General features: G+C 51.7%; 17 protein-coding genes. 14 read left to right on the top strand and 3 right to left on the bottom strand.

Going from position 1 to position 22,871, the window contains the following annotated elements; all coding sequences use genetic code 11:
* The first annotated feature begins 55 nt into the window (after positions 1-55).
* From OGV80_RS23455 to mobC, 14 genes are all read left to right on the top strand, one after another.
* On the top strand, positions 56-718 hold the full coding sequence (locus tag OGV80_RS23455; RefSeq protein ID WP_049096915.1) for a lytic transglycosylase domain-containing protein: 663 nt from the start codon (positions 56-58) through the stop codon (positions 716-718).
* Positions 715-993 carry a TrbC/VirB2 family protein gene (locus tag OGV80_RS23450; protein WP_049096914.1) on the top strand — a complete coding sequence of 93 codons (279 nt, stop codon included), beginning with the start codon at positions 715-717 and terminating at the stop codon, positions 991-993. The genes OGV80_RS23455 and OGV80_RS23450 overlap by 4 nt, the downstream gene beginning before the upstream one ends.
* 11 nt (positions 994-1,004) lie before the next feature.
* A complete protein-coding gene (locus OGV80_RS23445) occupies positions 1,005-3,752 on the top strand; it encodes a VirB4 family type IV secretion/conjugal transfer ATPase (protein WP_120763963.1) in 2,748 nt (915 codons plus the stop codon).
* A gap of 22 nt (positions 3,753-3,774) precedes the next feature.
* A complete protein-coding gene (locus OGV80_RS23440; RefSeq protein WP_090049478.1) occupies positions 3,775-4,503 on the top strand; it encodes a TrbJ/VirB5 family protein in 729 nt (242 codons plus the stop codon).
* 11 nt (positions 4,504-4,514) lie between these two features.
* Positions 4,515-4,790, top strand: a complete 276-nt coding sequence (locus tag OGV80_RS23435; RefSeq protein WP_090049480.1) for an EexN family lipoprotein — start codon at positions 4,515-4,517, stop codon at positions 4,788-4,790.
* A 71-nt stretch (positions 4,791-4,861) separates the two neighbouring features.
* Entirely contained in the window at positions 4,862-5,893 is a 1,032-nt protein-coding gene (locus OGV80_RS23430; protein WP_049096909.1) for a TrbL/VirB6 family protein, read from the top strand.
* An 89-nt stretch (positions 5,894-5,982) separates the two neighbouring features.
* On the top strand, positions 5,983-6,123 hold the full coding sequence (locus OGV80_RS23425) for a hypothetical protein (RefSeq protein WP_032936799.1): 141 nt from the start codon (positions 5,983-5,985) through the stop codon (positions 6,121-6,123).
* Positions 6,116-6,799, top strand: a complete 684-nt coding sequence (locus tag OGV80_RS23420; RefSeq protein WP_049096908.1) for a VirB8 family type IV secretion system protein — start codon at positions 6,116-6,118, stop codon at positions 6,797-6,799. Before OGV80_RS23425 ends, OGV80_RS23420 begins: the two co-directional genes overlap by 8 nt.
* A complete protein-coding gene (gene virB9 / locus OGV80_RS23415) occupies positions 6,799-7,686 on the top strand; it encodes a P-type conjugative transfer protein VirB9 (protein WP_064360579.1) in 888 nt (295 codons plus the stop codon). Before OGV80_RS23420 ends, virB9 begins: the two co-directional genes overlap by 1 nt.
* Complete coding sequence (virB10, locus tag OGV80_RS23410) at positions 7,683-8,990, top strand: VirB10/TraB/TrbI family type IV secretion system protein (protein ID WP_049096906.1); 1,308 nt, start codon at positions 7,683-7,685, stop codon at positions 8,988-8,990. Before virB9 ends, virB10 begins: the two co-directional genes overlap by 4 nt.
* A complete protein-coding gene (gene virB11 / locus OGV80_RS23405; protein ID WP_049096905.1) occupies positions 8,980-9,999 on the top strand; it encodes a P-type DNA transfer ATPase VirB11 in 1,020 nt (339 codons plus the stop codon). Before virB10 ends, virB11 begins: the two co-directional genes overlap by 11 nt.
* Before the next feature lie 60 nt (positions 10,000-10,059).
* Positions 10,060-10,362, top strand: coding sequence for a TrbM/KikA/MpfK family conjugal transfer protein (locus tag OGV80_RS23400; protein ID WP_075208278.1), 303 nt, complete (start codon positions 10,060-10,062; stop codon positions 10,360-10,362).
* Positions 10,363-11,061: 699 nt separating this feature from the next.
* Positions 11,062-12,936: a type IV secretion system DNA-binding domain-containing protein gene (locus tag OGV80_RS23395; RefSeq protein ID WP_286515814.1), complete on the top strand. Its 1,875-nt coding sequence runs from the start codon at positions 11,062-11,064 to the stop codon at positions 12,934-12,936.
* 12 nt (positions 12,937-12,948) lie between these two features.
* Positions 12,949-13,695, top strand: a complete 747-nt coding sequence (mobC, locus tag OGV80_RS23390; protein ID WP_286515845.1) for a MobC family replication-relaxation protein — start codon at positions 12,949-12,951, stop codon at positions 13,693-13,695.
* A gap of 201 nt (positions 13,696-13,896) precedes the next feature.
* Here the strand turns inward: mobC and OGV80_RS23385 are convergent, their stop codons facing one another.
* The 3 genes from OGV80_RS23385 to OGV80_RS23375 form a co-directional block, all read right to left on the bottom strand.
* Entirely contained in the window at positions 13,897-14,844 is a 948-nt protein-coding gene (locus tag OGV80_RS23385; protein ID WP_090049486.1) for an ArdC family protein, read from the bottom strand.
* A gap of 867 nt (positions 14,845-15,711) precedes the next feature.
* Positions 15,712-16,866 carry a RecB family exonuclease gene (locus OGV80_RS23380; RefSeq protein WP_158613265.1) on the bottom strand — a complete coding sequence of 385 codons (1,155 nt, stop codon included), beginning with the start codon at positions 16,864-16,866 and terminating at the stop codon, positions 15,712-15,714.
* Between the two features lie 5 nt (positions 16,867-16,871).
* Positions 16,872-22,868, bottom strand: a complete 5,997-nt coding sequence (locus OGV80_RS23375) for a DEAD/DEAH box helicase (protein ID WP_154911216.1) — start codon at positions 22,866-22,868, stop codon at positions 16,872-16,874.
* Positions 22,869-22,871 lie beyond the last annotated feature (3 nt).

The raw sequence follows: 22,871 nt of genomic DNA, 5'->3' as shown, positions 1-22,871 counted from the left end.
TCCACAGCATGCAGCGTCTGCAGACCCTGCATGCTGTCTGCTTTCTGAGGCCATCATGCTTTCCACCACTGCCTTTCTGGCGGCGGCCATGCAGTGCGCCGCCAGCATTCATCCGTCCACGGCACTCGACGTGGCGCGGGTGGAATCCGGTTTTAACCCGTATGCCATTGCCGAGATTGTCCCGAACTCCGGAGAATCTTCCGGCGATAAACACGTTAATTCTCACCAGCCAGCCAGTCGGGGAGAGGCAGAGCATATTCTCCGCAGCCTAATGGCTCAGGGCCGCCGTTACTCTGTTGGACTGATGCAAATCACCAGCACCAATTTCCGCCATTACGGCGTCACGGCCAGCGACCTACTTAACCCTTGCATCAATCTGTCGGTATTTGAGCGCATTCTCGCCGACTGTTACCGGCGCGGCGGCACCCTGAAACGAGCACTCAGTTGTTACTACTCCGGCAACTTTGAAACCGGACAGCGACCGGAATCCGCCTTTAACCAGACCAGCTACGTACAGCGCATTGGCTATGTCGTCCCGTCCACGCGGGAAGACCGGCACCGTGCCCCTGACCGGAGTGTACAGCCCTCTGTCCGTTATCCCGCCGTTGTGCTGCGCGGCGAGCCTGCCGGTGCCACTGCGCCGATCCTGACTTCTCTGCATTATCCCGGTGCCGTCATTCGCGGCGCTATCCCTGTTATCCCTGATGAGGATAAATGATCATGCGTAAACGCCGTTACTCCGTTGTTGCTTCCGTGCTGCTGCCTGCCCCACTGCTGGCGGCGGACAGCGGATTTAACAAGGCCAATGAGACACTGAGCAATACTTCGACCGGCCTGCTGGGACTGGCCGCCGTCACCATCACGCTGGCGACCATGTGGGTGGGCTACAAGGTGCTTTTCGACGGCAAGAGCCTGCACGACATGCGTAACGTCATCATCGGCGCGATCCTGATTGTCGGCGCGTCCGGCTTCGGTGCCTACTGGGTGTCATAAGCGAGGTAACGATGGCTACGCTGAATAAAGCACTCACGCGGCCTGCCGCCATTATGGGTATTCCTCTTGTGCCGTTCGTTCTCGTCAGCGGGGCCATCGTCCTGCTGGCGGTCTATGTCAGCTATTACCTGGCACTGTTGCTGATCCCGGCCTGGGCGGAAATGAAAAATAAAGCCCGGAAGGATATTCATTATTTCAGTCTGCTCTGGCTGGCATTTAAAACCCGTGGGCGACTTTTCACCAGTAAGCATTTTGGCGCGAATGCCCTTCTGGCAAACCAGTACGATAATGTTGATGTGTCGGAGTTTATTCAGAAAATGAAATTAAACGAGCGTATTACGCTGGATAAATATATTCCGTATTCCTCCCATATTCACCCTTACGTCATCAGAAACCGTCACCGTGATTTGGTTGCCACCTGGGAACTGGGCGGTACAGTCTTTGAATGTGAAGACGAACATCACCTGACCCTGATGGCCACGCATCTGAACAATATTATCCGCTCGTATGAAGGTCTGCCGGTAACATTTTATATTCACCGGCTCCGTGAAAAATACCATGATGCTTTTGAAGCCTGTTCGGGCATACCCTTTTCTGATGACGTGACCCGGCGGTATTACCAGCCGGTAAAAGAAAAACCGTTCTGGCGGCACCGGCTGTTTTTCACCGTCTGCTACGCGCCGTTCTCTGCGATTGAGAAAAAAACCATGAAAGCGCAGTCGCACGGTAAACGCCAGCCAGCTCTGGATGACGCGCTCAAAATCATGCAGGAATACCGTGAAGCACTGGAATCTTCATTATCCCGCTATATGGCAACGCCGCTGGGGATATATGAAGAAAACGGGCGGGTATATTCCTCACAACTGGCGTTCTTCCACCGCCTGATCACCGGCCAGTGGCAGAAAGTGGCCGTAACGCGCTCGCCGTTTTATGAAACGTTAAGCACGCCGGACGTGTTTTTCACCACCGACACCGGTGAATGCCAGACGGTCAGCGGTTCCCGCTTCTTCCGCAGTCTGGAGATTAAGGATTATTCCCCGGAAACCCACACCGGCATGCTGGATGCGCTGCTGTACGCCGAAAGCGAGTATGTTCTGACGCAGTCCTTTACCTGCATGGCACGGGATGAGGCACAGCATCATATCCGGCTGGCGGAAAAACGGCTTAACTCCACGGACGACGACGCGACTTCCCAGCGCGAAGAGCTGATTGTCCTGCGCGACCTGCTCCAGTCCGGACATGTGTCATGCGGTAAATTCCACTTTTCCCTGCTGGTCTCCTCAGACAGTGCCGGACAGGTGGTGAAGGACACTAACGTTCTGGCCCAGCCCTTCGCCGATTTGGGTATTATGACGACGCTTTCCACCCTGTCACTGCCAGCTGCATATCTGGCGCAACTGCCGGGCGTCTATATGCTGCGTCCCCGACTGGTGGCCGTCAGCAGCCAGAATTTCGCCGATATGGCCTGCCTGCATAACTTCCATCCCCACAAACGTAGCGGCAATCCGTGGGGGGAAGCCATCGCCATCCTCACATCTCCCGGCGGTGGCGGGTATTACCTGAACCTGCACGACAGCCAGGCCGGACGGGATGACACTGGTGAGAAAACGCCGGGGAATACGGCGATTATCGGGAAAACCGGCTCCGGCAAAACCCTGCTGATGACCGTCATGCAACAACTGATGCAGAAATACCGTAACCCGGCGTCGTTTGCGCCTTCTGCCACCCTCAAACGGCTGACCACGGTGTATTTCGATAAGGACCGGGCGGCGGAGATGGCGATCCGCCAGGCGGGCGGGCGTTATTTCCGTATCCGTACCGGCGAGCCCACCGGCTTCAACCCGTTTGCGCTGGAGCCAACCCGCCGGAACATCAGTTTTATCAAACGGCTGGTGCGCATGCTGTGCCGCCGCAACGGTAAGCCGCTCGATCCGCGCGATGAGGAGCGGATCAGTGCCGCCGTTGACACCATCATGCTGGACTATCCGCCGGAGTACCGCCGGTTCGGGATCACCCGGCTACTGGAAGTGCTGCCGGAGCCGCCGACCACAGACGCCCGCACCAACGGGCTGCGTATTCGCCTGAAACAGTGGGCGCAGGGGGGCGAGTTCGGCTGGGTGTTTGATAACGAGGCCGATACATTCACCATCAGCGATGTCGATAACTTTGGTATCGACGGCACCGAATTTCTGGATGATGACGATATTCGCGGCCCCGTGACCTTTTACCTGCTGTATCGCGTGACCAGCCTGCTGGACGGTCGCCGCCTGGTGATGTTTATGGATGAGTTCTGGCGCTGGCTGGCCGATGTCGAATTTTCCCGCTTCTCGCTCAATATGCTGAAAGTCATCCGCAAGCTGAACGGTATCTTCGTTCCGGCAACACAGTCACCGGATGAAATCGTCAAACATCCCATAGCCCCGGCGATTATTGAGCAGTGCGGTACCCAGATTTTCCTCGCCAACCCGAAAGCCAGCCATGCGGATTACGTGGAAAAAATGAAAGTACCGGAAAGTGTTTATGACACGGTCAGGAATCTGGATCCGGGCGAGCATTATATGGTCATCCTGAAAACACCGCTTCGGGCCGGGGAAACCCGCCCGTTTATGGCGATGGCGAAAATGGATCTGTCCGGACTGGGTAAATTCACCCGGCTTCTCAGCGGCAGTGAGGACAACCTGAAAATATTCGATGCCATTTATCAGGACGGTATGCGACCTGATGAATGGAAAGATACGTTTCTTGACCGGGCAATCTGAAAGCCAACCGGAGGTAATATCAATGCGTTCCAGGAATCACCTTCTGGCATTATCGTTATTTTTCTCAGCACAGACGTTCAGCGCCGGAATACCGGTTTTCGACGCCGTGCAGAATACCGAATCCATTAACCAGTGGATGCAGAAACTACAGCAATGGGAAGATACGGTTACCCATTATAAAAGTGAACTTGATGCATATAAGAAACAACTGGCTACCGCAACCGGCGTGCGGGATATTCAGGGTTTTCTCAGTGATGCCCGAAGCCTGAAAACCGATATTGATAATCTCCGTAAGAATGATATTTCACTGGATGATCTGCTGACCACGCAGAACAGTTCATATTCTGCTGAACTGCAAAACCTTTACAGTAAATACAAATCGTTCAGCGTATGCAGCCCGGAACAGGAAGGAATAAAATCCCAGTCTCTGGCCGACAGTTGTAAACAGATGATCCTCAATCAGGCAATGGCGATTGAGAATACCACTGACGTTGAAAACAGGATCAACAGCACACTCAGCGACATATCAGACTTATCTGACCGTATATCGAATGCGCAAGACTCGAAAGAGTCTCAGGATCTGGCTAACGCCATCGCGGCGAAAAGCGTACAGTTAAATGCGCTGACGAATCAGTGGGAGATGTCTGTCAGACAGGCTGAACAGCGAACGACATTGCTGGAACAGCAAAGACAGAAAGCCTTTGAACAGCAGCAGCTAACGGCACCTGTTGCTGACCTTAATAATTTATAAGGAGGTTATCCGTGCTCAGATCCTTATTCACCTTATGCATACTCTCAGGCGTTATCGTGCTCTCCGGCTGCAAGGAAACCAAATCCGAAGCCTGGTATAAACAGCATCCTGACGAAACTTATGCGGTTTATACGCAATGCCTGAAGGATGGCGAGGCAAGCGATAACTGCGAATTTGCCCACCGGGCAGCACTTATGTTTGCACAGGAAGGCCAGCCCGGGGTTAAGGAGAAATTTGAGGCGATATTTCAGCAGGAAGCTGAAAAACGAAATGCTGTGACACAGTAATTTTTCCTTCAGCAAAACAGGGAATTCTCCCTGTTTTTTATTTCCTTTCTTTATATATCAGGTGAGGCACCATGTCCGGTGGTATTTTTGTTGGTATGGACAAAAACATCATGAATGGACTGAATGCCGTACTGGAAGGCCAGTCTTCCACTTACGGCACGATGATCAGCGTCATCATTGTCAGCTCTTTTACCTTATTTATACTGTTTCGCGGTTATCAGACGCTGGCTGGCAAACTCCGGACCCCGGTTGAAGATATCGCCTGGGATGTGGGGCGAATGCTGCTTATCACCACCTTTGTGTTAAACCGGGATGGCTGGCTGGATATGGCGGTAGCGGCTATCCAGGGACTTAAAGACGGTATCAGCGGCGATGATAACGTCTGGGCGCTGCTCGATACTGTCTGGGAAAAGGCACAGGCGCTGGGGCAAAAGTTATTTAATATGGACACCTCAACTTACGTCAAACTGAATGGCGGCCTTGCCGAAGTTCTGGTATGGGGCGGCTCTATTGTCCTGCTGATGGCAGCCACCTTTGTCAACCTGCTCGCCGAAATCACCATCCTGTTAATGACGACCACCGCGCCGCTCTTTATTTTCTGCCTGCTGTACGGTTTTCTTAAGCCGATGTTTGATAACTGGCTGAAAACGATTTTCGCGGCAATATTAACGGTCATGTTTTCCGCCTTATCCATCCGTATCGCCATTAATTACCTGAATAAAATACTGGATGCCGCAGCAAAAACATCCGCTGAAACCAATATGGTCACGCTGGCAGCGCAGTGCCTGCTGGCCGGGATAGCGGCGGGTGTGGTGGTCTGGTTCTCCGCGAAGCTCGCCAGCGCACTCAGCGGGGCCGCCGTACAGGCGGTGCTGCAGGGTGCAGCCATGAGTGGCCTGAGCGGACTGGCGAATAAATCCGCCAGTCTTGCCGGGCCGGGTGTAAAGGGAGGTGCCCGCCTGGCTGCGAAAGGCGGCATGGCCGTCGCCGCGGCGACAGGCAGGCTCACCGGCGCAGGCGTGGGTAAAACCGTGAGCGCCTGGCAGAAACGCGCCGCCGCCATCGAAAGTATGAAACGCCTGAACCGGCAGCGTTACCGTTAATCCTCCCGGCTGTTAATTTCCTTTCCCCGTCACGCCGTGCCCAGCGCCACCGGTGCGGCATTCCTGCATCCATACGATAAGAGGCTTCCATGAAATTCAGCATCTTTCTTCTGATGCTGTGCGCGCTCACGGGCTGCGCACGGCATCAGGGCGACCTCCCGCCGGTATCCGGCGAACCCGAGCCGGTGAATTCCCCCGCCATCATTCAGGAGCTGACTCACCATGTCTGATATTCAGAACATTGTTAATGTTTCCCGCTCTTTTGAATCCATCCTGCTGGAAAAGGAAGAGCGTTCCCGAAGAACCGCCTGGCGGGTGGCCGCTGCCGGACTGATTCTGGCTGCAATGGCGATTGCGGCCATTATTATTCTGCTGCCGCTGAAAACTACCGACACTGAATTATGGTCAGTGGATAAACAGACCGGGCGCTATGAATATATGACCCGTGTGAAGGAGCGGGATATCTCGTCTGAAAAAGCACTGGCGCACTCTCTGGCAGCACACTATGTCAGACTTCGCGAGGGGTATAATTATTTCTCCCTCCAGCGTGATTATGACGACGTACAGTTATTTAACAGCGACAGCGTGAACCGGGACTATCTGGACGGGTTTAACGGTGACCAGGCACCGGACGTTATTTTTAATAAGGCGGAATATGTTGTCTATATCGACATTATTTCCAATGTTCATACGCCTGCCACCGGGCCGGATAATCTGGCAACCCTGCGTATCAAGCGCACTATCCGCCGTATTGCTGATAATTCCGTGAAAACGGATGTGTGGAATATCCGTCTCACATACCGCTACGTCCCGCACCGGCAACTGACCGACAGCCAGCGCGAAGTGAACCCGCTGGGCTTTATCGTCACCAGCTACCAGCGCGACAAAGAGCTGAGGGGGGAATGATGCTGAAATACATTCTGCTCCTCACGGGTTTACTGGCGTCATGCGTGGCATGGAGCGCGGCGACACCGCGCGGCAGCGCGTATGACAGCCGGATGCAGAACGTCACGTACAACAGCCAGAACGCCACGGTCGCCAGTACCCGACCCGGCTACGTCACCATGCTGGTGTTTGATGATGATGAAACCGTTATCGATGCGCAGGCGGGTTTCCCCAGAGGCTGGACCGTGACGAAAAGCGATAACCGGGTGGGCGTCAGCCCGAACCCGATTACCCAGCCGGTCACGGACGCCAGCGGCAACAACGTCAGTCAGGTGTTTCTGCCGACGGCAAAAGACTGGAAAACCAACCTGTTCGTGGTGACATCGAAGCGCGATTACAGCCTGGAGCTGAACGTGCTGGATAAAGACTCGCCCGCCCAGGCCTTTGTTATCCGCTACCACTATCCCGATGAGCAGCGGAAAAAGTCAGCGGCCACCAGCGCCACCCTCCAGCAACGACAGCAGGAAACACTGGACCGGCAGCGGATAGCGGCGGCATTCGGGCAGACAACCACGCCGCGCAACTGGCGCTATACAAAACGGGTGGCCGCCGGTTCCGCCGCCATCGCCCCGGACTTTACCTGGGATGACGGTCGTTTTGCGTATATCGGTTTTTCTCCTGCGAAAACCCTGCCTTCCGTTTTCCGGGTGGTTAACGGCCAGAAGCAGGCGGTCACGCCCGGAACGGTTAAACGGGGCAACTACACCGTGATGGTGGTTCCGGCATCGCCGCAACTGGTTCTGCGTTACGGCAGCTCGGTGGTGGGGATCGAAAACGACGGATTCGGGCGTATCCCGCTGACCAACAGTGACACCGTTTCGCCGTCCGTTACGCTGGAGGAAAAATGACCGACAAATCTTTCCCGGACGAACCGGAAAAAACCACCGCAGAACGGGAAGCAGAAGCCCGCGAACGCGCCCGCGCGGCAATGGCATATCAGGAACCGGAGCAGAAAACGCCGCCCGGTCAGCCGGAAGTGACCCGCTTTCGTAAAGCTTCTGGTCGCCGCACGCTGATCGTCAGCCTGCTGAGTCTGGTACTGGTCATCGCGCTGGCATCCGGTGGCGATCGTCTTCTCAGCGCCCTGAAAAGGGGTGCTGAGAAAGAATCTGACACTGCGCCACCGCCCGCCTCCGGGACGGTGCAGCAGGAGCGTAAGAATCTGGGCATGGACAGTAACCCGTTTGGCCTGTTCGGCCCAGGGAGGCAGGAAAGCGCAGGCACTGCCAGTCAGAGCGCCCCGGCCACTCCAGCTCTGCCGCCCGGGCCGCCCGCTCTGAACAAGGCGGCAGCACTGGCAGGCGGGCTGAACAGCGGCAGTACAGGGTCAGGCGACGATATGCGCACGCCCCGAAGCGGATCGCGCAGCAACGCGGAAACGTCGGGCAGCCCGTCAGCCTCAACGGCGTACACATCCTGTCAGTCGGTACTGGTCAGTGGCGAAGATGGGCGCCTGCGTTGCCCGGATAGGGTCACACCGGCAGCCAGCAGTAACAGCGACAATCCAGGCCTCGCCAGCGTTACCGGCGTGAAGCGGCTTGGCCTCAATCCCGATCTCTATATCCCGGTGGATCGCTATATTCCGTGTTCGATGATGCGGCGCTTCGTATCCGATGTTGGCGGTCAAATCTCCTGCCTGATCGGTGAGAATGTCTGGAGCGCCAGTAACCATGTGAAGCTGATCCCGGCAGGAACGGTCGCCCGTGGCGTCTACCGCACCGGGGCACTGCAACACGGACGCAGCCGGATGTTTGTGCTGTGGACGGAGCTGCGCACGCCGGAGCCCGGCAGCCTGCAAATCCCGCTCACCGATACGCAGGCCACCGGCCCGCTCGGTGAGGCGGGGATCGCGGGCTGGATCGACAGCCATTTCTGGGAGCGTTTCGGCAATGCCCTGATGCTCAGTACCGTGCAGGACGTGGCGGTGGCGGCATCAGATGCCGCACCGGGTAAAGACCGTAATACCGACTATACCGAAAACACCCGCGCTGCCACGGCGGAAATGGCGAAAACGACGCTGGAAAACAGCATCAGTATCCCGCCCACCATGTACCTGAACCAGGGTGATGTGATCGGCATCATGACCGGCACGGATATTGATTTTTCCTCTGTTTATCAACTTCGACTGAAAAAGAAATGGTATGAACGCTGAAAACCTGTCACTGGATTTTATGAAAAACCGGCTGTTTGGTGATTTTCTCGCGCAGGATGGCCTGACAGAAATTGCTGTTAACCGACCGGGTGAGCTGCATACAAAAATTCGGGGAAAATGGCAAAAACAGGCATCTCCCATCACGTTACGTCAGTGTCATGCTTTTGCCAGAGCGCTGGCGTCCTGGCATGACGATAATATCGACGATACATCACCCATCCTTTCAGCAACATTAGGATCCGGCGAACGTATTCAGGCGATTATTCCCCCGGCCTGCGAGCGTAATACGGTGTCCATTACGCTTCGCAAACCCTCGTTTGAGCAGAAAACACATCAGTCATGGATTGATGCGGGATTTTATCAGCACGTGGCTGGTCAGGAAAATACGGAAAGTCAGGATAATGCACTGATCCGGTTATATCACAGCGGGGATATTCCCCGTTTTATGGAAAAGGCGGTGGAATACGGCAAAACGATTTTTATTGTGGGTGAAACCGGCTCCGGCAAAACCACCTATATGAAAACGCTGCTGTATTATATTCCACTACATCTCCGTCTGGTAACGATTGAGGATAATCCCGAAATCCGTTTTTATCACCATGCCAATTATGTTCATCTTTTTTACCCGGCGGATGCCGGGGATAACGCCATTGTCACACCCGGCAGGCTGATCCGTGCTAATTATCGTATGAACCCTGACCGGATATTACTGGCGGAAATTCGTGGACGGGAGGCGTGGGATGCGCTGAAAATTGTCGGCTCCGGGCATGAAGGGTTAATAACCTCCCTGCATGCGGGCAGCCCGGAAGAATGTATTGAAGGCATCATTGACCGCTGCTATGAAAACCCGGACTGCCGGAACATTCCTTTTGATGTGCTGTTACGCAAGGTACTTAAAAGCATCGATGTCATCGTCAGCATTGATATACACGGCGATGTGCGACGGATGCGTGACATTTACTTTAAGCCAGTTCATTTAAATGGCATGAAAGAGACATTCAGACAATAACTCCGGCAAATAACATTACTCAAGATACGTAACCTTTCATTAATCATAATGGTAACTGAAATGAAAAAAACAATATTATCCGTATTATTACTCTGCGTTATGGCGTCATGTCCAACATCTGTACTGGCTGCTGATGCCTGCAAAGTGGTGTTATGTATGTACGGTAAAGCAACCGGGAATGGCGGCAGCAGTGAATGTCACACCGCTGAACGGGCATTTTTTAATATCGCAAAAAAGAACAGGCATGGTTTTCTACCTGACCATACGGCTGATGCCAGAAAATCGTTTTTACTTGAATGTGACTCGGCAGACCCGGCGGCTATCAGTCGGGTCATCAGTAAATATGGCCGCGTTCGTGGTTAATACTGGCGAGACGGGCACAGAGCGTGACGGTTTTCAGGTTTTTACGGCTTCTGTTTTTCGCGGATTAAGGAGCGAAGAAACAGGGGCCGTAAAAATGAGGCAGCGGACAGAAATATTTTCGCGGGTTAAGGAGCGAAAATAATTCAGGCACCGCCCCTCACCTGCAAACAGCCGCGCCCACGCGGATTTTGCAGGCCGGGGGGAGCCGGATAAATTTCGCCGCCCCAGCGAGCGAAAAGCTGTCGCCCACGACAGCGATTTATCTGGGGGGCACAGCCCCGCACACCGTCGCGGCTAAGTCTCCGGCCAAAAGCCGGTAGCGTGGCGCGACCACCCTCTTTAAAGGTCAGCTTCCCTTTTATTCCCGCTGCGAGGAACGAGCAAAGGGAAGAAAAAGGCGAAAGCGACCGTCTTAAAGGGGGTGGTCGCGCGTAGCGGGCGACGGTGTGCCGCCGTTGACATTGGGGGTTTTGGCGTGGCGTCCAGCTGCGACATTACCCCCATGTGACATTACATAAGGGCGTCCAGCCCGCATGTAATGGTGCACGCCGTTTCGTGCAGGGAGGCATGCTTTCCTGCACATGGTCGCATAGCGGCCACCTTCTCCGTCCCTGACGTTCGCCCCGCCTTTTCGCCCAACACCGTGGGGCGAATTAATGGGGCGACGTCATGGGGCCAACTGCTGACGAAGGAGGCATCGTGATTTTGAATAAGCTGGCCGTTTCACTGTCGCCGATAGTGAATGGCGCGCTGAACTTCATGGCTTTTATGCAACAGCATCAGCTGATGCTGGCGCTGTTATCGGGGCTGACGATGCCGTTTTTCGCGTCGATGAAAAGCGATGAACGGCAAAAAGCCCCGTTGTGGCAAAAGCTGATTATCGCTTTTTCCCTGCTGTGTTTTCTTTCCGGTACCATGGCCCCGGTTGTTATCTGGATTTTCCAGTGGCTTTATAAAGGCCGTGTAGTCGCCAGCATTCCCGTTCTGGCATTGCCGGTGCTGATTGCCTTTACCGTAACGGGTTTTATTTTGCATATTCTGCTGCGAAGGGTATTAACCCCTGAATTAGACAAAATAAAGAAACGCCTCGTCAGAAAAACCACGCTTGAACGGGAATTGCGCACCGATGTCCGCACGGTAAAATCCCTGCTGCCGGAAACGCTATATTATGACCCGCTGGATTATATCGACCTGAACAAAGGGTTATTTATCGGCATTGACCGAGATATTCAGCCGATGTATTTGCCGTTAAAAGACTGGCAAAAACAACACGCGGATATTATCGGCACCACCGGTGCCGGTAAGGGCGTTGCCACCGGGATATTACTTTATCAAAGTATTCTGGCCGGTGAAGGCGTATTTGTGATGGACCCCAAGGATGATGAATGGGCTCCGCACCTTTACCGCAAAGCCTGCGAGGATGCCGGTAAACCTTTTGCCCTGATTGACCTGCGAAAACCCCAATACCAGTTAAACCTGATTGAAGAGATCACCGCCGATGAACTGGAAGAGCTTTTTGTTGCCGGTTTCAGTCTGGCGGAAAAAGGCCAGGAGTCGGACTTTTACCGGATTGACGACCGGAAAGCGGCACGAATAGCCGCGCAGTTTGTCACCCGTAATACTGCCTCAACCATTCGGGATGTGTATAACGGAGACTACGTTCAGGGCATTGCAGATAAAATAAAAGCCTTTTTCGGGAAAATTGAAGAGCTGGCCTTACTCAATGCCATCAATGCGCCGACAGGATTTTCGCTTAATAGGATATTTGATGAAGGAGGTTGCTGTTATGTGATTGGCTCAATGCGCAACAGCAAAATCATTACCACTCAACGCATGTTGCTGGTTCGCCTGTATCAACTGGCAGAAAGGCGCGAGCGGGTTAAAGACGTGCCCCGCCCCATTGCTATTTATCTTTCCGAACTGAAATACCATTTATCCAGGTCCGCGCTGGAAGGTTTAGGCGCGGCACGCGATAAAGGCGTGCACATTATTATGGACCATCAGTCGATTGCCGATTTAAAAGACTGCCCGGCAGATTTGAAAGGGGACGCTGTTGTCGGCGCAGTCGTTGAGAACGCCAAATTCAAACTGGTTTATCGTGTCATGGATCCGGACACCGCTGAATGGGTGGCCAGGATGTCCGGCACCATATTAGTCGATGATGAGGTCCGCAAAGCGAAAACCGACGCCGTGCTGACGGAGACTATCGACGATGAACGCACCATCAGGCAGGCCGAGCGTTTTTTTACCGACAGCAATATGATCCTGAATCTACCCGATTTTGTCAGCTTCATCTTCACGACAAAAACACTCCCGTCGGCCTCTCTGATTTCGCCCATTAAGGTGAAAAAACGCGACCTGCAGATCTGTGCCGTGTCGCCCGCGATTGCCGCCAACGCCGCAACGGTAAACATCACCCTGGATTTTAACGAGGAGGAAACTTCCCCCGGACCCGCATCAAAGACGGATATCACCACAACGCGACCCGATCTTTTTTTTGATAATACGGACGAAGAAGACACAACAACATCGAGCGCCGATAAAGAGGAAAACCCATCATTGCTGGATTTTTAAAGGGGGGGAATGATGCTTATCACCGCATACCGCGAACGCCAGGCGCGACATCACGAAAAAATACAACGACTGCTGAATTTCCTGAAGGAAGAAACGTACAGTGACTTTAAAACCCTGATGTTGCTGTTCAGGTTCAGAGACCATAAATCGCTGTATTCCCTGCTTTCAAAAGTCGAGAACATGGGCTTAATACAAAAGCACGTCCTGGTATCGCGCACCGTGAAAATTTCATTGTGGGGCATAACCAGTGACGGACTGACCGTTGTGTTAACCTCCGACGATGTGCTTTTTCCGGCGCGGTTTGAGCCTTCAAAAATCACCGGCTGGACGCTGGAGCATCACCTTGATAATCAGGCGGCCCGGATTATCCTTGAGCAAAAAGGCGCATCCGGATGGATAAACGGCGATCGCACAACTTTCCTCAGCCGGTATCAGGTCAGTCACCGCCCGGACGGGCTGATCACCCTGCCCGGCGGCACCGTTATCGCCATTGAAACCGAGCGCCGCTTGAAAACCCGAGCCCGTTATCAGTCGATCATTGCCAGCCACCTACTGGCCCGGACCCGCAAGCAGTGGATTTACGTTTTTTATGTTGTGCCCAATCCACAGAAGAAGCGTGCGCTTGAACTGCTGTTTGACAGCATCAGGCATGTCATCATCAACCATCAGCACGTCCCGCTGGAAGAACGCCACCGTCGGGTGTTTCGCATTTATACCTTTGATGAACTGAAACACCTGTCATTAGGCAGCTATACGTAAGCTTTTACTCAGGCCATCTCGATGGCCTCACCGGCCTGGCGGCGATACCGCCAGGCCGGACGATTTTTTATTCCACTGCGAGGCGTAGACTGTTCGGTACTCGCTGTGCTGCGTGCTGCGTTCCGCCTCAGTCTGCGCCTTGCAGCGTTGCCGGTTAAAAACCATGTAACCGCATTCCCTTGCGGTTGTTTGATTCCGGTCTCAGAGTTTATCCATCAGGTAACGATGTGCTTTGGAGGCAGCGCTGGCCGCTTTGAAAATATAACGCTTGTCGTTTTTCAACGCTTTCAGCCAGGAAGCAATATAGCTTTCATGTTGTACCTCTCCCTCAATGCCAAGATCAGCCATCAGAAAGGCACTTCCCAGTTCCGCGACAAGTTCTTCCTCTGCATAATCCGCATTGCCAAACTTCCCTTTCATTTCACGGTTCAGACGTTTTTTGCCACCACTCCAGTGAACCAGCTCATGCAGACCTGTAGCGTAGAAATTAGCCGCATCTGAAAACAGATGGCGCTCAGGTAGCCAGACTTCATCTGTTGATGGAATGAAAAAGGCGTTTTGTCCTTTCTCGATGATGTTTGCGCCACTCTTCCGTAACAGGTTCTCAGCCTGCGGCACCGGGTCAAAGGTTGCTTCCGGGCTAACAGTTTCTGTGGTCAGAGTTAAACCGTCGATTTGCTGAACGTTAAACACGGTGAAAGTTTTCAGCATAGGGATTTGTTCAACTTCTCCGGCGTCGTTTTCCTTCTCCAGCGTGGTATAGAAAATAGCTGTTGTGCCATGCTCACCCTTGCGAACCTGTCCACCTGCTACCTGTGCCTGTTTGTAGGTCATCCAGCGGGAATCGCTGAAACCCTGTTTTGATGCACTGCACCACAGCAACATGATGTTCATACCGCTGTAGGCTACGCCGGTGGCGTAATTCGATGGCAAACCAGACATGCCAGATACACGCTGCCACGGGCAAGACCAGGGTTTCACACCGGCTTCCAGCACTGCAATGATGCTATCGGTAACGGTCTGATAAATATCCGTTCTGGTTTTAGAAAATTTCGTTTTTGAGGAGCCTGACGGGTCCAGCGGGGATACGCTGGTCGCCGCTGCGGTGTTAGGGGCGCTTGTCCGGGTGGTGCGCAGGGAAATCGTCATGTTTTTTCTCCGTCAGTGGTGTGATTTTCGTCTTCGTATCGCCTGACGGTTCGCTTTCCCGGCATCGTTCCGGCACGCAAGGACGCAGAATGCGTGCCATTTATCCTTGCTGGACGGGTTGTGCTGGGAAACGATTAACCGAAAGCAGATATGGAGAACGGAAAGCACACGGAAGAAAAAACTGCCCCTGCATAGCCGGGCTTAACGCCCCTTACTTCGCAGTGGTGAAAAGCAGACTGGTGGTGTTGAGTCGGAGACTGGCACTGACAGGAACTTCATGTAGGTGTTAGCATGCTTTCCTGCCGGGCGAGGCGATCCAGCTAACCGGAGGCGGTTTGTTCTTAAATTGTCTCGTTCCGACATCAATCACAACCAAGTCTGTGCTGTCTCCTTATTGAGCGCCGCATACAGTCTATCTACCATCAAACGGATTCGGGGTGAGAGATTTCTTGAAAAAGGCCACAGCGCCGTAACCGTCGCATCCTACTTGGGGTCTCAACGGGTATTATCCTCAATTCCCCCCGCCGGATCTTCGGTTTTATCAGAGTTTCGGCGAAGAGCGCCATACTAGGTCAGGACGGTGAAATTCGTAGCGGAGTTGAAGAGAATGGACTTTAGCCGTGCGCGCGACACAAAAAAGCACTAACGCCTTATGTCGTCGATGGAGTTAGTCAGGAGGCCAATCCCGACGCCTGATTTTGCAGGCGCGGGGTAAGGAAACAGCGATTGATGATGAGCGGCAAGAAAATTACTGGAAAGTGGATCGCAGAAAATAAAAAATCCATCCATAGAGTATATAATTATTCTGTCTGTTAAGCATTCTTAATAAACCTCTCTACTTTCCTCTATTATTTTTCGAGACAATATTTAGTGGTTTTTCTTCCATTGCAGGAAAAACTGAAATGCCGATCTTCTGGGTTCCTGAGTATCCACAACATAAAAATTTCGTGGGATATTGTTCTCCGAACTAGCGCCAAAGACATTCAATCCATACAGAGTAACGTCGCAACCTATCATCTCATTAGACTCAGGAATAAATCGAGTCGGAATATGAAATACTTTTGCCATATAACCATCAGGAAGTAGGAGTCGTAGAGTCGTAAAATTATTATCCATCTCAACCTCCAGTAATCGCCCATGAATATCGATGTTAAAATGACGATCGTCAGGGCAGGATTGTTGCCTGAAATGACATGAATTTTTTGAGTAAATCGGGCACGAGCAACGGCCAGCACACTGAATACAATGTTTACCCGGCCGAGCTATATTAAGCGCAGAAAAAGAAGTATTACGAGGTAATATTTCATTAAATGAGACAAGAACACGATTGACGCATTCTTGCAGGCTGTTATCCAATACACCGGTCCAGCTACCCCCTACTCCGGCTAGTTCCAGTTCAATATTAATTTCAGGAGCTAGCTCTTTTATCATCATGCCATATGCCGCTATTTGTAACAAATATTCTTCTTTCGGCTGATTTTTTTCGTCTCTCACTTCGCCGGTTTTAAAGTCAACAACCCGTATCTGCCCGGTTTCTTTTCTGTAAATGAGATCGGCACGTCCCTGCATATCGAAACAAGTACTTTTCAGCAGTTTTTCCCGACCTACCGGAATAACACTTTCCCGCATTTTTATCATATCTGGCAAATGTCCACCCCGTTCATCAACCGGAGTAACAAGAGATTTGGCGTAACGAATGTATTTGATCAACGCCTGACGCGATACTAATCCAGCAATGCCATAGCGTTCCCAGACCCATAGCGCCAGTGCTCCTTGCTGAGTCTTTATCAAGGTCGCCACAAAGTCGTTTTCAAGCCTCTGTATGATTGATTCAGGACTATTCTCGCCACTTTTTTGCAACGTGTTTGCCAGTCTGTGCACGGCACTCCCCAGAGCAGCCTGAGGAGGCAAAGGCAAACACAGGAAAGAATGCTGCTCGCTTTCCAGCAAGTACCTCATTGGGCAGGTAATAAATACGCCCAGCTTTGAGGGGAGCACCGGGCGGGTACGCTCCAACGTCATTATATTCATTTTTCGCTCGAACGAGGTGGTGTGCACAGTTTTGCCATCACAGTTCCCATACGGCGAGAAAGCTCAAAGGTGTTTGTAAATACGATATCTTCCTCAAGCGAGAGCACCTCAAGTTCAGGATTAGCTTTAAAAACCCCGTCATAACTCCAGAAAGGATGCAGTACTGCCGCCCAGCGTTGTGGGCTAATACCTATCAGCGGGATATTTCCCACGATTTTTACTTCACTCCCCTTAAATAAAGACGATGCTTCTTCGGCCAGTCGTTTGGCATTAACCGTCCAGTCAATTATGCCGGGGGATGAAAAATCTCCACGTAGTCCGGCATCATAGGTTTTATCCAAAAGCAATTGAATGACATCCAGTCCCAGACGCCAGTCGAGCAAGCCATGATAAGCCTGATTACCGTATCGATGCAGGCAGTAATAACATGCCTGAAAACATACGTCGCGATGCTGTGGTTCTAAAAACTCTTTTAGTGGATAGGATCTTTCGTCATTGATAATCTCATTCATCACTTCAAGAACAATCGGAGAGCCAGAGCTCCCGATCTGCTGTAGTCGCTCGCATAATCCAGAACCATTAACCAGACGATCGGCCATTTGTAATATCGGTGCAGAAATACCGTTTTTTAAAATTTGTACGCGAGGCTCCAGAATTTCAATTTCTTCCGGATCAGTATCAAGTAGCTCTTTCGAAGCATAGTTGACGATGATAAAAGAAGCAGATAGCGCGGCCGCCCGAAATGCAGGAGTCAGTGCGCCTTGCAAGTACTGTAACTGGAGGTCCACCGGAGTATCCACCAACATCAACGCCAGTAAATCGGTTACTTTAGGTGCCGAGAGATAAAACGATTCTCGGCTTTCCTGCATAGGGGTAAAGCGGTTTTTAAGTGATAAATCAGCCTCAAGAAGGTTACTGTCTAACCATACGTGGTTTGCCCATAGCGGCTGATATACTCCCGCCTTTCTGAATGGAACCCGTAGATTGCCTTGTATCGCATTGAAACCACTCCATGTTTTGTCCGCATAAACACCACGATTTAACCTGTTAAGGCAGGTTTGGGATTTTAGCTGGATGGCAACATTAGAGTCAGGTACAGATACTGCATTCTCAATTGAGTAAGCTTCAGCAATAGATACTCTGCTGGCCACCGTCAGGGTTTGGTCAAAGTCTTCTTTTGCAGATTTATCTTCAAGAGTGGTAATAAATCCGTTGGGTACGTAACACGAATATTGCTCAGCACCATCCATGACCCCACCGCAGGCGCTGCATACAGCGGTCATCGAGCCCACCAGTACCCAGACTTTGCACACCGGGCAAACGGTCATCGCCCTGCATTCTCCCGGTTCGTCAGCTTCAGTGAAAAATTCGGCCGGGTTTTTGTAGCTTTGCTTCAGCATTCCGGCATAGCCTGCGGTAAAGTAACGGCGCTTGTCCTGTACCAGATATTTTCCCGGTGCAAATTCCTGAATCGCAATATCCAGATCGCGATCCATGCTGGCGAACTGTACATCATGTTCGTCCGTACTCACCGGCCTTGTCAGCAGAAGTCGTGTTCGGGTTGGCATACCGTACATAGGGAATTTTCCCTGTTCGGCCAACGCTTCCGCCAGTCCCTTTCCTGCCATAGCGTCGTCGTCCAGTACTGATTTAATATCTTGTATTAGACATTCCGGCGTCAGAGGGTGGATTATTGTACGGTAGAATATTTCATCCTGTTGCATACACGCTTGAGCAAACTCATCACGCGCGTTGATGGTTTCTTTCAGCGCGTTACGAATGCGCGGCAACCAGTTTGCCTGATTTTCTTTTAGCCAATGAACCTGAAAAAACTCTCCGTGATTGTCGGGTTTATGTCTGTCACCATCAACAGGCCACGACAGCCCCGAATCCACTACTTGCTCTCTGAGCCACTTAAAAGCGGCCACCAGCCAGATTTTGCGCACTAAGCGCTGGCAGATCATTTCCAGTTTAGTAGTTAAGAAAGGTGGCGGAGGGAGATCGCCGGTGATCTTTTCCGGGTTACGGAAGTAAAATAAATCATGGCTCTTGCTGCGACATGCCGTTAATACAAATGCAAAAGCCTGCCCACGTCGTCCCGCTCGCCCTACGCGTTGCTGGTAATTAAAACGTTGCGGCGGCATGTTAGCCTGAAAAACTGCGCGTAGATCGCCAATATCAACCCCCACTTCCATCGTGGTGGTAACAGAGAGTACATCCACCTCTCTGGCGGCTCTATCCAACTCAGGATGAGGTTCGAAGTCCTCCAGCCCTTTTGGCAATATGTCGTCATCATCAGCAATGAGGATACTTTTAAAACGGCGTAATCTCGCTGCCGGATTCCCCGTCATGCCCGTGAGTTCTTCAGAACGCATTCTACTGATACGGGAAGCATACGATATACGTTTACCGAGATAGTTTTGGGTTTGTAATTCCCCCGCGTTACCAGAAGATGTTTCAGGTAGTGGCGCATAACAGCGGGTGCAAAGTTTTGCCCCCTTGTGCAAATGGACGCGGCCACAGTGACTACAGCGCCAGAAAGGAGCGGTAGCCTCTACTAAACGAAAGTGCACTTTTCCAATGTCAATAATGCCGCCCTGATGACCAGAGCGTTTGAGGTGCACCAGAAAGTCCCCAATCAGCGATAATGTCTTGGCTCTGGAGTGGTTACAAAGCTCATCGCTAAAACGGCGCAACCGATTTTTAGGCTTCACATCCTCTGCAACATGCCAGCGCGTTTCTGTTGTTGTGTACTGGGACGGTGCGACTCGATAGGCATCCGCCAATACGCGAAGCATAGCGTCATAGACAGCCAATTGTTCCCGCGAGCAGTTGTTAGCCAGAGGAAGACAGGGATAACCCCATCCTGCTTCTTCCAGCGCAAAATAGGTTTTACTGAACACGCTTTCCCCGACCAGTTGTTTTAGGTCGCGGGAGATTTCCTTCCGGGCAACGTCCAGATTATCCTCATAGGAAGGATGTTTCTTCCAACACCATTTGGTCTGTTTGTTTTTTTCAAATAATTGCTGCCATGCAAAAGTGATAGTTTCTTCATCATGTTTTTGTTTTGAGGGCTCAGGGACAGGAGATATCCCCGTTCGATCGGTAGGATGAATACCCGCGTCAACTAATGTTGCCAACAGAGGATTAAGGACGTTGCCTGCGATTGGTGCTTCAGGCTCCAGTATGCTGCTCAGCGATACGCTGTCTGCCTGTGGCAGTAGCAATAAGTCACTCAGCCGCTCTTTTTCGCCAAAAAGCTGTCCTAATTCTTTGTCTTCATCCGCAGAGAGCCGCCCCTCTTTAATCTCTTTGCTAATTAGTTCTTTTCTGCGTTTATTAAGTTGTTCTAACTGTATGGTCACTTCTTTATGGGAGCACTGACTCGCTGACAGTTCCTTCAGCGAGCGCACAACAATCTCACGGCGAACATCATCATGGTGACCTGACTCCAAATCGAGCGCCGCATTGGCAGCATCCTGCCGACTGTCAGAAAATGTGACCAGCCGTTCCCGATCGCCAGAGCGTTGTAATTCAGCCATCAACGTACTGGCCAAGAGCTGCGTGGTTTTCGCAAAGCCGACTCGAAAACTGCGGATAGGTGATAGTTTACCTTTACCGTATTTATATGATGTACCACATGCCGGACACTGGAAAGGCAGCGCACTCCCCGGTGACTGGCTGGACGACTGGCCTCTTTTCCTAGTGGAAAAATCACCCGATGGGACATAATAGAACCAGCCTGCAATATGAGTTTGTTCAATCGATCTTATAGGCGATAACGTGTGTTGAATCGCCGCAGTAAACGGATCGTAACCAGCCTTAATCCACTTCCCAAAAGAGTCCTCATCGGCTGGAGTTCCTTCTCCTCTAGGCCAGAATCGATCGACGGTCGGCATAAACAACGCATATTCTTCGGCGGAACGTCGTTCAACCATAACCGATTTCGCATGTTCAGGTAGTTGATCAATATCGGGATCGTTGGGTAAAAGCTCTACGCGGCTATCCGTTGCCGAGAAAGAAGAGGGTTTGCCGCCAAAAAATAGTGTGGCGCAACACTCACAGTAGAGTAATTCTACGCGTCGTGATTTTTTGTTGTCATAGTGACGCTCGCCATAACGCAGGCCAGACTCAACCGTCAGATCGGCAAAAAAGTGCTGATCTCTTTCTTCTGTTGATGCACTTGAGGGGGAAGGTAGCGGTGCTGCATATAATCCTTCCAGAGCCCGTAAAAACGCATGGGCGCGAAAACGTGGCAATGGAATATCATCGGGAAAGGGATGTGAAAACCACTCAGGCCAGCTATCTGTAGCAGCACGTAACCATATTAATGCACGAATCCCCTCACGTCCTGCGGAATGGGAGGGAAATATACGCTCTGCCAGAGCAGTTATTGATGTAGCACGCAGAGACTTTTCACATGTATAGCAACCTTTTTCAAGCATACAGGCGGCCTGCACAACAACCCATTTAGCCAGTTTTTCCATACACTGCTCGTCATGATAGCCCCCCATACTTCGGGCAACGTTTGACCAGTGTTGCAAAGATGGCAGTGAGGATCCCTGTAGCTGTCTTACCGTATTGCAGAAGTCGTTGAGGTCTCCGTGGAAATGCAACGTATTATCCTGTGCTGGAGAAACCATGGCACCATTCACCACGCAATCTGCCCAGTCTTTAGCTGCTGCACTCACAGGCAGTCCTCGCTGACCGAACATCCCCCATAAATACTCAACGCTTTTCTTACCTTCAGGGCCATCAACGGGCAGTGAGGCACTGGATGCCAGAATACGGAGCTTATGTCGGTGCTGTTCCTGATCCAGCCCCAGACGGTTTATGAGATGTTTGAGCAAATAACTGACTTCGGTCCCTGCTGTACCGCGCTGAAGATGCAGTTCGTCAAGGACAAGATAAAAATAGGCATCAGGATCGTGTTCAATCCATTCTCGGGTTTGGTCAAAAATAGGATCGTCAATCTCCCGTACCAACATCGTGGAAAGCATACTGGTGTTAGTAATCAGTATATCCGGAGGTGATTTTTGCATTTCCCAGCGGCTAAGCATTTCTCCGCCTGATACACTAGGGAAATTGAATTGCAGGTTATCATCATGATCCCGAATCCCCTGCCGCACAGCTTCCCGATGAGTGTCTTCCACGGATTGAAGATATTCGCGCAATTCAGTGATTTTACCAGCGACCCGTTTTTTCTCTTTTTTCTCTTTTTCCTCGCTCCCCGGTCGGGGATGGTTTAACCAGCCAGTGACTTTCGTTGCGCCAGTATAACGACCAAAAAAGATACGGTTGCCACCCAAGTGTAAATCCATCGCTTCATGTGCTTCTCGGGAATCAAGCGCCCGACGCATACGCACCATTTGATCTTCAACCAGTGCGTTCATTGGATACAAAATTAGCGCTCGTACGGCTTTTGGCCGTGCTGATGCTTCTGCCTCACGCATAAACGTAGGCTGAGTATTTACTCCACTATGCCACCACGGCTGCCAGCATTTAAGCGAAGGACTTTTCGGCCAACCACTCGCTTCTTTCACAATTTGAGCCAGAACTGGCAGCAGAAAAGATTCTGTTTTACCTGACCCTGTTCCTGATGTAACGATACCCGGCATTGCGGGCTGTACACCTCTTTTCAGCATGTCTAGCTGGTGGGTATAAAGTTTAAAACGTCCTTTGGTGGAATCGGCTTTATCGCGAGGCAAAAGCCCTCCCAGACAAAGATCGATAAATGCGTCCCTTTGTTGCTCGGTAAACCCTGGCAGCCATTCCTCACCTTCAGCCACATTACGTAAATCACTGATGGTTAAACCATAATCCTGATATCTTGGCATTGGTTCCAGAAAAAGATCTGCACATAATGTACCTTGCTGTTCCAGTAAGCTACGTCGATATGCCTGAATATCGGGTGAACCTATACGAAAAGCAGTTTCAAGATAGGTGATGTAAAAATCCCTTATTGATTCAAATGATTCCAGTGGGTTATTCATAAA

It is taken from the genome of Citrobacter sp. Ce119 (assembly GCF_030334525.1).
Taxonomy (GTDB): Bacteria; Pseudomonadota; Gammaproteobacteria; order Enterobacterales; family Enterobacteriaceae; genus Citrobacter; species Citrobacter europaeus.
Note: the sequence above shows the minus strand (reverse complement) of the source record. Positions and strands in the feature narration are given on the sequence as shown.

Excerpts from the sequence above, each read along its gene's own strand:
- OGV80_RS23400 (WP_075208278.1), top strand. The coding sequence starts at position 10,060 with ATGAAAAAAACAATATTATCCGTATTATTACTCTGCGTTATGGCGTCA.
- OGV80_RS23425 (WP_032936799.1), top strand. The coding sequence starts at position 5,983 with ATGAAATTCAGCATCTTTCTTCTGATGCTGTGCGCGCTCACGGGCTGC.
- OGV80_RS23450 (WP_049096914.1), top strand. The coding sequence starts at position 715 with ATGATCATGCGTAAACGCCGTTACTCCGTTGTTGCTTCCGTGCTGCTG.
- OGV80_RS23380 (WP_158613265.1), bottom strand. The coding sequence starts at position 16,866 with ATGACGTTGGAGCGTACCCGCCCGGTGCTCCCCTCAAAGCTGGGCGTA.
- OGV80_RS23420 (WP_049096908.1), top strand. The coding sequence starts at position 6,116 with ATGTCTGATATTCAGAACATTGTTAATGTTTCCCGCTCTTTTGAATCC.
- OGV80_RS23385 (WP_090049486.1), bottom strand. The coding sequence starts at position 14,844 with ATGACGATTTCCCTGCGCACCACCCGGACAAGCGCCCCTAACACCGCA.
- OGV80_RS23430 (WP_049096909.1), top strand. The coding sequence starts at position 4,862 with ATGTCCGGTGGTATTTTTGTTGGTATGGACAAAAACATCATGAATGGA.
- OGV80_RS23455 (WP_049096915.1), top strand. The coding sequence starts at position 56 with ATGCTTTCCACCACTGCCTTTCTGGCGGCGGCCATGCAGTGCGCCGCC.
- OGV80_RS23375 (WP_154911216.1), bottom strand. The coding sequence starts at position 22,868 with ATGAATAACCCACTGGAATCATTTGAATCAATAAGGGATTTTTACATC.
- OGV80_RS23440 (WP_090049478.1), top strand. The coding sequence starts at position 3,775 with ATGCGTTCCAGGAATCACCTTCTGGCATTATCGTTATTTTTCTCAGCA.
- virB9 (WP_064360579.1), top strand. The coding sequence starts at position 6,799 with ATGCTGAAATACATTCTGCTCCTCACGGGTTTACTGGCGTCATGCGTG.
- virB10 (WP_049096906.1), top strand. The coding sequence starts at position 7,683 with ATGACCGACAAATCTTTCCCGGACGAACCGGAAAAAACCACCGCAGAA.
- mobC (WP_286515845.1), top strand. The coding sequence starts at position 12,949 with ATGCTTATCACCGCATACCGCGAACGCCAGGCGCGACATCACGAAAAA.
- virB11 (WP_049096905.1), top strand. The coding sequence starts at position 8,980 with ATGAACGCTGAAAACCTGTCACTGGATTTTATGAAAAACCGGCTGTTT.
- OGV80_RS23445 (WP_120763963.1), top strand. The coding sequence starts at position 1,005 with ATGGCTACGCTGAATAAAGCACTCACGCGGCCTGCCGCCATTATGGGT.